Below are 10,440 nucleotides of genomic sequence, written 5' to 3' on the forward strand. Positions count from 1 at the left end.
CCTGAAAATCCCTATTTATATACCTATTATTATTTTAATTTTTAATATCCAAGGAATGTGCTAAAAAGAGTATTTTTTTTAATTTTTCCCCCAAAAAAATTCATCCTATTTAAACCTTGTTTAAAATATTTTTTAGAAAACTTTATATTTAGATCTGATTACACCCTAATTCATAAGATTAGATTATATTCACATTGATGAAAAAATAGGTGATCTAATTGGCAGATGAAAATAAGCAAGAAGCAACTGAAGAACCAAAAATCGGAGTCTATGTGTGTCACTGTGGTATTAACATAGGTGGTGTAGTTGATATTGACGCAGTGAAAGATTACGCAGCAACTCTGCCTAATGTAGAGGTATCAGAAGAATACAAATACTTCTGTTCCGACCCTGGTCAGGACATGATCCAAAAAGACGTTAAAGAAGGTAAAGTTAACCGAGTAGTGGTAGCAGCATGTTCACCTCGACTTCACGAACCAACCTTCCGAAGATGTATCCAGGAAGCAGGACTGAACCAGTTCCTCTTCGAATTCGCTAACATCCGGGAACACGACTCCTGGGTGCACATGGGCGAACCAGAAGCAGCAACTGAAAAGGCAAAAGACCTGGTAAGAATGGCAGTAGCCAAAGCCCGGTTACTGGAGCCTCTGGAAGCATCCAAGGTTCAGGTAGACAACAAAGCTCTGGTTATAGGTGGAGGAGTAGCTGGTATCCAGTCTGCACTGGACCTGGCTGACATGGGATTCAAAACCTACCTGGTAGAAAAACAGCCCACCATCGGTGGAAGAATGGCCCAGCTGGACAAAACTTTCCCCACTCTGGACTGTTCCATGTGTATCCTAGCACCTAAGACTGTGGACGCTGCTAAACATGAAAACATCGAACTCATATCCTTTGCTGAAGTGAAGGAAGTTCACGGTTACATTGGTAACTTCCAAGTGGTAATTGAGAAGAAGCCAAGATACGTCATAGAAGACATCTGTACTGGTTGCGGAAGCTGTTCTGAAGTTTGTCCCATAGAAATGCCCAACTACTTCGATGAGGGTATGGGTATGGTTAAAGCAATTTCCATTCCATTCCCACAAGCTGTGCCACTGGTGGCCAGAATTGACAAAGATTACTGTATCGATTGTAAACTCTGTGACCAGGCATGTGGTAACGGAGCAATTGACCACGAGCAGGAGCCAGAAAGAATCGAAATCGATGTGGGTACCATTATCGTGGCCACTGGTTACGACCCCTACGACCCAAGTGAGAAGAAAGAATGGTCCTATGCAGATGCTCAGAACGTGATCACTGGTTTAGAACTGGAAAGACTGATCAACGCCTCTGGACCTACCATGGGTAAAGTATTAAAACCATCCGATGGTGAAAAGCCAAAAAGCGTTGCCTTTATCCAGTGTGTGGGTAGCCGTGACGAACAAATTGACAAACCATACTGTTCCCGTGTGTGCTGTATGTACGCCATGAAAAACGCACAGCTCATCAAAGACAAAATGCCAGACACAGATGTAGCAATTTACTACATGGATATCCGTGCCTTCGGTAAAGGATTTGAAGAGTTCTACAAACGGTCCCAGGAGAAATACGGTATCAAATTCATCCGCGGACGACCAGCAAACGTCTTGGTCAACCCAGATGAAACTCTATCCATCCGTGCAGAAGACAGCTTACTGGGTAAAGTCACTGAGTACAACTATGACATGGTAGTGCTCTCTGTGGGATTAACTCCACCAGAAGGAGCTGAAGACCTTAGACAGACCATCGGTTTATCCAAATCCGCTGACGGATTCCTCATGGAAGCTCACCCCAAACTCCGCCCAGTGGACACCTTAACTGACGGTGTGTACCTGGCTGGTGTTTCTCAAGGTCCTAAGGATATTCCTGACGCTGTGGCCCAGGCTTCTGGTGCCGCTGCTCGAGCAGCCATACCCATGGTTAAAGGTGAAGTGGAAATCGAACCAATTATCGCTGTGGTTGACTCTGACGTCTGTGGTGGATGTGAAGTCTGCTTGGAGCTATGTCCATTCGGAGCCATTGAAAGGAAGGATGAACAAGCCACCATCAATGTTGCACTGTGTAAGGGATGCGGAACCTGTGTAGGTGCCTGTCCATCCGGTGCCATGGACCAGCAGCACTTTAGAACCGGCCAGATCTTCGCTCAGATCGAAGCCGCTTTAAACCCTGGTAAATAAGGAGATAAAGGGTTACCAAACCCTTTTTCAAACCTTTTTTTTCTTTATTTGATTATTTTCTGTGATGTTTTTATTTTCAGGTTAGCTATACCTATATTTAATCAAAAATAATTATTCAAACTCCTCTTCAAACTCCTAATATCTTGATGATAATAAATTCACGATAAGATTTTTTTAATTAATTTTTTAAAGAACCAGATTTTTTTAAGAATCGAAAAAGAGGGATTTAATATGGATTATCAGGAACTTGGTGAAAAACTAAAAACTATTTTAAAACTGGAAAGAGAACCCGTGGCCATTAAATGGGTCTCCAGAGAACCTCGAAATATTCCCAAAGAACAGGGGAAATCTAGGTTCTGCACTAAACTGGATAAGGCCATGAATGGAGAGATTTTCTATTCCACTGCTGAAGAAGAAGAATGTATGGGTGGTCTCAGGTATACTGGAATGAAGGACCCTCAACAATTCCCTGTTAACATGCGCAGTGGTTCATTTCTGGTTCCAGGAGGAGTTTATAAAAGCATCCCCGCAGTTCAACGATCTTGGAAAGAAAATATGGCCATAGAACCCAATATCTTCCGTGCAATAATATTTGCACCTCTAAAAGAAGCAGATTTCGAACCAGATGTCATATTCATTGTAGCCAATTCTCGGCAAGGCATGTTGTTATTACATGCCAATGCATATGATTCTGGATCACATGGATTAGGTGCAGATTCCGGACCCATATGCAGTTCAATGGCTGCTATACCCTACCTTACCGGCAAGGTTACCTATGGATTTGGAGATATTGGCTCCAGGAATAACATGGACTTGAAAGATGAAGAAATTATGGTAAGCATTCCAGCAAATGACTTGGAAAGGATAACTCAAAACATGGCAGAAATGAAAACAAAAACATTCTTCCGTGATTAAAACCCAAAATAAACTAATTTATTTTTCTATTCATTTTCAGATTAAATTAATGCTTGAAAGATACCAAAAATCAGAAAAAAATTTAAGATAAGAGGAATAGTTGTAAAAATTACTCTTTTTGGAAAGTATTTATATTCTCAATTTTATAGTTCCTATCAAATACCAACCCGTTAACACAGATATTATGAATATTGGTCAGGAGGAAAATATGTCAGATAATCAAAAATACGCTCAGCAAATAAAGGATATTACAAAAAAACATCATAGATGGATGCAAGACAGTATCAACCTCATTGCAAGTGAGAATATTACCAGTATCAGTGTGAGGGAAGCCCTGGCCACTGACCTCTCCCACCGTTATGCAGAAGGACTTTCTGGTGAGCGTTTGTACGAAGGCTGCCAGTATATAGATGAAATCGAAAACATCACTGTGGACCTCTCCAAAAAAATATTCAAAGCAGAACACGCCAATGTACAGCCCATATCAGGAGTGGTGGCCAACATGGCATCATTCTTCGCCTTAGCCCAGCACGGAGATAACATGCTCGCCCTGGAAGTTCCTGTGGGAGGCCATATCAGCCATGCACATGTGAGTGCTGCTGGAATCAGAGGATTGGAAGTATTTCCCCACCCATTCGATGCAGAAAAGATGAACATCGACTCTGATGCCATGAAGAAAGAAATACTGGCAAAAAAACCTAAAATAGTCCTCCTGGGAGGTAGTTTATTCTTATTCCCCCACCCTGTGGAAGAAGCAAGAGAAGCAGCTGACGAAGTGGGGGCAAAAGTTATGTATGACGGTGCGCATGTTCTGGGCCTTATAGCTGGAGGTAAATTCCAGGATCCATTAAAAGAAGGAGCCGACCTCTTAGTGGGCAGTACCCACAAAACCTTCCCCGGACCACAGGGAGGTATAATTCTCTGTAAAGATGAACTTAAAGATGATATTGACGAGGCAGTTTTCCCTGGTGTGGTTAGTAACCATCACTTGCATCATTTGGCTGCCCTGGGCATAGCCACCGCAGAAATGCTGGAATACGGAGCAGATTATGCTGATCAGATAGTCAGAAACGCTAAGGCACTGGCACAAAGCTTCCATGAACTGGGTTTCAATGTGTTATGTGAAGAATTGGGCTTCACTGAATCACATCAGGTGGCTATGGATGTTTCTAACCTTGGGAAAGCATCTAAGATGGCTAAAGATTTGGAAGCTAATAACATCATTCTCAATAAGAACCTTCTGCCCTGGGATGATGTTAATCGCTCTGATGATCCCTCAGGCATAAGAGTGGGAACCCAGGAGTTAACCCGCAGAGGATTAAAGGAATCCCACATGATGGAAGTTGCCGAATTCATAAAAAAAGTTGTTGTTGATGGTAAAGATGTTAAAATGGAAGTAACTGAATTTATAAGCTCTTATGACACAGTGCATTATGCTTTCCGCAGTGACCGGGCTTATGATTACATAGATTTTTAATTTAGGAATTGAGTTACCAATACAATTAGCAAATAAGTCTAAAACGGTTAAATCATGAAAATAGCTTGGGCCTTCACTGGAGCAGGCCATCTGCTCCTGGAGAGTGTTGAACTTTTGGAAAAAATTGCATCAAAACATCAAGTTACTGTGCTCCTTTCCGGTGCAGGTGAAGAAGTTCTGAAAATGTATGGACTCTTTAACCGAGTTAAATCCATTACTGGTGGTTACTACCAGGAACTAATTCTTGAAAAGGATCAGATGTGGAGTTATCCCATATCTGGCCGCTTTTCCCTGGGAAGATACGATCTCTTGATTGTCTCTCCCACCACCTCCAACACCATTGCCAAACTGGTGCATGGAATAGCCGACAGCCTGGTAACCAATGCCGTTGCCCAAGCTGGTAAAGGGAAGGTGAAAACCCTTCTGGTTCCAGTGGATTGGGAATCTGGAGATGTGGATACTGTCCTACCATCCAAACTGGAACTGGACCTTTGTCAGAACTGCGACACTTGTGAGGCGGCAGCTGCCTGCCCTCCCGATGCCATAACCCCTGGTGTGGAGATCAACCTCCTAAAGTGTCAGGGCTGTGCTGCCTGCCAAGTGGCATGCCCCTACGGTGCTGTAAGTGGAGGTAGCATCATCACCATCCACATGCGCAAGATAGATGTGGAAAACACCCGAAAACTTCACAGATTAGATGGGGTAACTGTGCTGAAAGACCCTTCAGAAATTTTAAACAACCTATAAAATTTAGTTTCCTATTTTATTTTCCTTTTATTTTATATTCTAAGATTGATTTGTGTCATTCGCTACAAACCATTATCTTCCATCTGATTTGCCGCTTAATCATAACTTTTTTACCCTAATTTGAAATATAGTTAAGGGATTAGAAACATATTTAGTTATTATATGTAGAATTTGTGTTAGTTCCCAAAGAAATAAAAAAAAATCGAGGGGGTTTTAATTTGCCTGAAGAACATAAAAGAATTGATTTTCTGTTAGAAGAACTCAGAAGTGATGATTGGAAGGTTCGTGAAGACGCTGCCGAGCTTTTAGCTGAGGTCGGAGACCCTGATGCAGTGGAACCCTTGATTGAAGCCTTGAATGATGAAGACTGGCATGTGAGGGAGGCTGCTGCCCTTGCACTGGGAATTTTTGAAGATGAAAGAGCTGTGGAACCATTAATCAAACTTATGGATGATGAAAAAGCCAATGTAAGGTACGGAGCTGCTCTCAGTCTTTCTATTGTTGGGGACCAGAGAGCAGTGGAAAGCCTGTCGAAGGCCACCAAAGATGACAACTCAGTGGTGCGTAAAGTGGCTAAAATAGCACTTAAAGAGATAAAAAACCGTAACTAAACATTTAATTTTATATTATTTCAATTATTCAATCTCCAGAGAGTGCATGGAAGCCACCTTGGGATCATGACCTATTCTTAGCAAGACTTACCAAGTTTTTTAACTGCAGTTTCTGAGAAAAGAAATGCCAGTTGGCTTTTTGCCCCTATTACACTATTATAATACTTCTGCGTACAAGTAGAAGGTGAAGCCTGGCTGGAGTTGTGTTGGATGTGAAAAAATTTGTGGAAGTTTATCTGTATCTATAGATTTCCTCTTTTTAATCTTCCAGTAAATCCAAAAGATATGCTGTCATTTCTATCTCTTCCCGGGTAAGATAATCTTCCAGGCGACTTTTGGAATCTTCACTGGCAAAGGGATAGTAATTTCCCTCAAAATAAACATTCATAAAAATATCATTCCCCTTCACCACAACCGGATCCTCCAATTGTTTGACAAGTTTACTTAAATCTCCTTCTTCAAGACCAGTAACGTGATAAGTTACATAATAACGGTTTAAACTATCAGAAAATCCATAATCAATTATTTTTACTTGAAGTGGCAACTATTATTCCCCCTTTAATACATTAACCCCTATACATCTAACATTTTAAGCATAACTCCCCACTTGTAGGCACATGCTTTTATAGATTTAATCCCCATTGCATAATATTATTATGCACTCTCACAGGTGAAATCCAGTTCATCTCCGATTTCTGTATTGGATTCTTTTAACTTTCCTTTTTCCAGTTCTATCACATAACGGGCCGGTGCCCGGGGTGTGTAAGTGGTCCAGGGGTTAAGGGTGACCACATCCACCACTTTTTTTTGAGAATCTGTGAAAACAACATCCAGGGGTATGCGCATAAAGAACATGTGAATTCCCGAAGCCCTCCGACTCCTGTTTGAGGGCAATTTTAGAATAAGCCCTCTTTCAAGGTTTTTTACCATCATTAATCCCCTGAAACGGGAGAAAAAACTTTGGGCCACATCGGCATTTCCCAGGTTGGTGCCCTTAGTTTTATTTACTATGAACACGTAACTCGTTTTTCTACTTTTATGCATGTTCAGCCTCTTTTTAAGCCTCTTTTATATGTAATACATTTTTGATGTAACATTTTGATTATCCAAGACCCCTAGATAGATAACTCTGTCATTAATAATCTCTGATCATCAGAAACTACGATCAGAAATGATCCATAATCGATCAAGAAATGTATGTCATGATCTTCTAATCACCCCATCCTTTAGATCGAAATGATCACATCATACTACGGTTAAAGGATTCGTAAGATAATTGTATTGTTTCTATATCTTTTTTTGAGAATTTTTATATATTATGGGAAATGATGTGAAGCTGTTCACAGTAAATAGTAGTTGTAACTATAAGTATTTGTGAATTAACAAATACTATTGGAATAAAATGTGTGAACAATATTAGAATTTAAAATCAATTTTTACTGTTTAAATAATGCTGCACATATCAAATTCAATACCGATACTCAGAAGGAGTTGGAAAATAAAATGAACACAGCAAAATACTTCATTCTAATATTAGCCGGATTAATGGCCTTTATAGCCATGGGATCTGTAAGTGCAGCCGACGGCGATAAATACGTAAGTTCAACCGGTCTTGACACTAATAATGGAGATTCGTTTGATACTGCATATTTAACAATACAAAAAGGTCTCGATAATGTAGCCAACACCAGAACAGTATACATAGCCCCGGGAACCTACTCTGGGCAAGGTAAAACCAACTTAGACGTTAAAACAGCTGAAGTAACCATTAGTGGAGCCGGCCAAGAACAAACCATAATCGATGGCCAAAACACCAACCAAATACTAATAATAAATCCTGGTGAAAAAGTCACCATCAAAAATTTAACCATACAAAAAGGTGCAGTAAATGGTGATGGAGGAGGAATCTACAACACTGGTATTTTAACTCTAAATGATTGTCGTGTACAAGACAACACTGCCAGCGACACTACCACCGGAGGAAGTGCAGAGGCCCGTGGTGGAGGAATATACAATGAGGGCACATTAACTATTAACAACAGCAACATACTAAACAACAATAACACACCGCCATATCCGAAACTGGAACTGCAAATGCCTATGGTGGAGGAATATACAACCAGATGGTACATTAACTGCCAATAATAATAGGATTGTTGGTAATTCTCCCAATGCAGTATTCAACCTAGATTCTGCAGATGTTATGTATAATTGGTGGGGTTCTAACAATCCCAGTTTTGATACTTTAATAGTGGGAACAGATAATTACACACCATGGCTATACATGACATTAATGCTAATCCTAACATTATAAACAATGGTGGAGAAAGCACCATAACCACTAGTTTCAATAACCTATACGATGGAAAAGATTTAAACCCATTAGATCCATCTAAAGGCCATATTCCTGATGGCACACCTGTAATCTTCTTCACTGACAAGGGAAGTATTGGATCAAAGACTATTGAAAAGCAGACCACTGCTGGTATTGCCACTGCCGCCTTAAAAGCAGATGAAACTGAGGGAGTGGCCCATGTAAATGTAGTGACAGATGATCAGACCGTAAATGTGGATGTGACTGTTAAACCTAAATCCTCTCTATACTTAACCATAACTGGAAAGAAAAACATTGTAGGGGAAACTGTAACCTACACCATCAAAGTGGGTAACCGTGGACCAGACACGGCCAGTGATGTGGTTATGACCTACCAAATACCCCCGGGATTGGAATTTGCCAGTGCAAATGTAGATAAAGGAACCTGGACCTACCAACAAGCAACACGAACACTCACCTGGAATATAAATGATGTACCAGTTGGTGACCCCTACCTATGGCTAGACCTCAAATATCTAAAACCCGGAACCTACCAAATCAATCCACGTCTATCCACCACAACCTATGACCCCACAATAGATGAGAACACAGAGAGCATAACAGTGAATGCCGCTGAAAAAATCGGCCCCAGACCTGAGCCAGTTAATGGTAAAACCGTACCTATGCAAAAAACCGGAACACCACTAACAATTCTAGTATTAGCAGTGTTAATGGTTGTTAGTGGCGTTTTTAGTGCCAAAAAATAAACTATCCCCCCTTTTAATTTTTTTTTATAACATCATATCATGAAACCTTTTTTTTATTCTAAAAAACGGTATCAATTCACTATTTTTTTTATCTTTTAACATCCTAATTACTTCATATCCATAATAAATGATTAATATTATTTTAAAACATTGTTTTTTTTGTTTTATAGGTAAAAATAATTATTATAATAGGAAATATTAGGGATTCGGAGCATATGGGTTCGTCTCAAGATTCAGATTAACTTCCTAATATTATTTTCCCAATAAAATATTATATTAAAAAAACAATATAATCCACCAAGAATTAGAACTTCAAAGATTAGCAGTGTATGGTAAATTAGATTAAAAATATGAAAATTTTTTTATTCGATAATGGATATTTCATATAATTTTCATTGGAAACCCCTATAAATAATTGTAAAAGGAGGTGAAAAAAAGGATGAAAAATCGATTGTTGTTTCTGGGAGTGTCTCTGTTATTAGTGTTCATTTTATGTAATGGTGTTAGTGCTGCTGATAATAATACAACAGACATTGATGCTCAGATTATGAATGTGAACATTCCCTTCGTGGAAAACCAGGGACAAACAGATGAAGAGGTATCCTATTATGCTAAAACATTCTACGGAACCAGCTACATAACCCAAGATAGCATTACACATCAAATACAAGGCAAAGACAACAAAACACTAGTACTAAAGGAACAATTCCTAGACAGTAATGGAAACCCCATCAAATTCCAGGCACAGGGTGAAGACCCAACACCAACACAAGTATGCTATTTTAAAGGCAATGACCCAGATAAGTGGAAGACAAATCTACCCACCTATAACCTCATAAACCTAGGAGAGATCTATCCCGGTATCGTGGTTAAACTACGAGCAACAGGCAGCAATATTGAAAAACTATTCTTCATAAACCCCGGCAGCAACCCCGAAAACATAAAAATACAAATACAAGGCGCCGACCAACTAGAAACAGATGAACAAGGACAACTCAACATACTAACCACTGGATTTGAACAAGTATCCATGACACCACCAAAAGCCTACCAAGACCAAGACAAAATCGAAGTACAATACCAAACACATAAAAACACCTACCAATTCCAAATAGGAAACTACAACCAACAAAAACAACTCATCATCGACCCCACACTACAATACAGCACCTACCTCGGAGGAACCTACGGGGACTATGGATATGCTATTGCCATCGATAATAATGGCAACGCCTACATCACCGGAATGACATACTCCAACAATTTCCCTGTAACACCTGGTGTCTGCCAAGACAGCTACGCCGGGAGTGGTGATGCTTTCATAACCAAGATCAACCCCACCGGAACCACACTACAATACAGCACCTACCTCGGAGGAACCAACAACGACTATGGATATGCTATTGCCGTTGAT

The 10,440-nt window shown here is 40.1% G+C and carries 10 protein-coding genes; 8 read left to right on the plus strand and 2 right to left on the minus strand.

Annotated features, from left to right (window positions below):
• Positions 1-218 precede the first annotated feature (218 nt).
• From HVN35_10180 to HVN35_10200, 5 genes are all read left to right on the plus strand, one after another.
• Positions 219-2,195 (plus strand): CoB--CoM heterodisulfide reductase iron-sulfur subunit A family protein, encoded by a 1,977-nt coding sequence (locus HVN35_10180; GenBank protein NYB52908.1) that lies wholly within the window; start codon positions 219-221, stop codon positions 2,193-2,195.
• Between the two features lie 231 nt (positions 2,196-2,426).
• Positions 2,427-3,110, plus strand: a complete 684-nt coding sequence (locus tag HVN35_10185; protein NYB52909.1) for a DUF169 domain-containing protein — start codon at positions 2,427-2,429, stop codon at positions 3,108-3,110.
• A 208-nt stretch (positions 3,111-3,318) separates the two neighbouring features.
• On the plus strand, positions 3,319-4,587 hold the full coding sequence (locus HVN35_10190; protein NYB52910.1) for a serine hydroxymethyltransferase: 1,269 nt from the start codon (positions 3,319-3,321) through the stop codon (positions 4,585-4,587).
• 54 nt (positions 4,588-4,641) lie between these two features.
• Positions 4,642-5,334: a dihydromethanopterin reductase (acceptor) gene (locus tag HVN35_10195; GenBank protein NYB52911.1), complete on the plus strand. Its 693-nt coding sequence runs from the start codon at positions 4,642-4,644 to the stop codon at positions 5,332-5,334.
• A 218-nt stretch (positions 5,335-5,552) separates the two neighbouring features.
• Positions 5,553-5,945 carry a HEAT repeat domain-containing protein gene (locus HVN35_10200; GenBank protein ID NYB52912.1) on the plus strand — a complete coding sequence of 131 codons (393 nt, stop codon included), beginning with the start codon at positions 5,553-5,555 and terminating at the stop codon, positions 5,943-5,945.
• Positions 5,946-6,204: 259 nt separating this feature from the next.
• Here HVN35_10200 and HVN35_10205 read toward each other — a convergent pair whose 3' ends face one another.
• Both HVN35_10205 and HVN35_10210 read right to left on the minus strand, forming a co-directional pair.
• A complete protein-coding gene (locus tag HVN35_10205; protein ID NYB52913.1) occupies positions 6,205-6,489 on the minus strand; it encodes a hypothetical protein in 285 nt (94 codons plus the stop codon).
• Positions 6,490-6,599: 110 nt separating this feature from the next.
• Entirely contained in the window at positions 6,600-6,989 is a 390-nt protein-coding gene (locus HVN35_10210) for a DUF192 domain-containing protein (protein NYB52914.1), read from the minus strand.
• A 459-nt stretch (positions 6,990-7,448) separates the two neighbouring features.
• Between HVN35_10210 and HVN35_10215 the strand changes: the two genes are divergently transcribed.
• The 3 genes from HVN35_10215 to HVN35_10225 form a co-directional block, all read left to right on the plus strand.
• Positions 7,449-8,090, plus strand: coding sequence for a hypothetical protein (locus tag HVN35_10215; protein NYB52915.1), 642 nt, complete (start codon positions 7,449-7,451; stop codon positions 8,088-8,090).
• Positions 8,091-8,219: 129 nt separating this feature from the next.
• Entirely contained in the window at positions 8,220-9,026 is an 807-nt protein-coding gene (locus HVN35_10220; GenBank protein NYB52916.1) for a DUF11 domain-containing protein, read from the plus strand.
• 439 nt (positions 9,027-9,465) lie between these two features.
• On the plus strand, positions 9,466-10,440 hold a 975-nt coding region (locus tag HVN35_10225; GenBank protein ID NYB52917.1), incomplete at its 3' end, for an SBBP repeat-containing protein.

It is taken from the genome of Methanobacteriaceae archaeon (assembly GCA_013403005.1).
In the GTDB taxonomy this organism is placed as follows: Archaea; Methanobacteriota; Methanobacteria; order Methanobacteriales; family Methanobacteriaceae; genus Methanobacterium.

Bases quoted from the DNA above. Each gene is read 5' to 3' on its own strand.
- HVN35_10185 (NYB52909.1), top strand. From the start codon at position 2,427: ATGGATTATCAGGAACTTGGTGAAAAACTAAAAACTATTTTAAAACTG.
- HVN35_10190 (NYB52910.1), top strand. From the start codon at position 3,319: ATGTCAGATAATCAAAAATACGCTCAGCAAATAAAGGATATTACAAAA.
- HVN35_10195 (NYB52911.1), top strand. From the start codon at position 4,642: ATGAAAATAGCTTGGGCCTTCACTGGAGCAGGCCATCTGCTCCTGGAG.
- HVN35_10210 (NYB52914.1), bottom strand. From the start codon at position 6,989: ATGCATAAAAGTAGAAAAACGAGTTACGTGTTCATAGTAAATAAAACT.
- HVN35_10215 (NYB52915.1), top strand. From the start codon at position 7,449: ATGAACACAGCAAAATACTTCATTCTAATATTAGCCGGATTAATGGCC.
- HVN35_10220 (NYB52916.1), top strand. From the start codon at position 8,220: ATGGCTATACATGACATTAATGCTAATCCTAACATTATAAACAATGGT.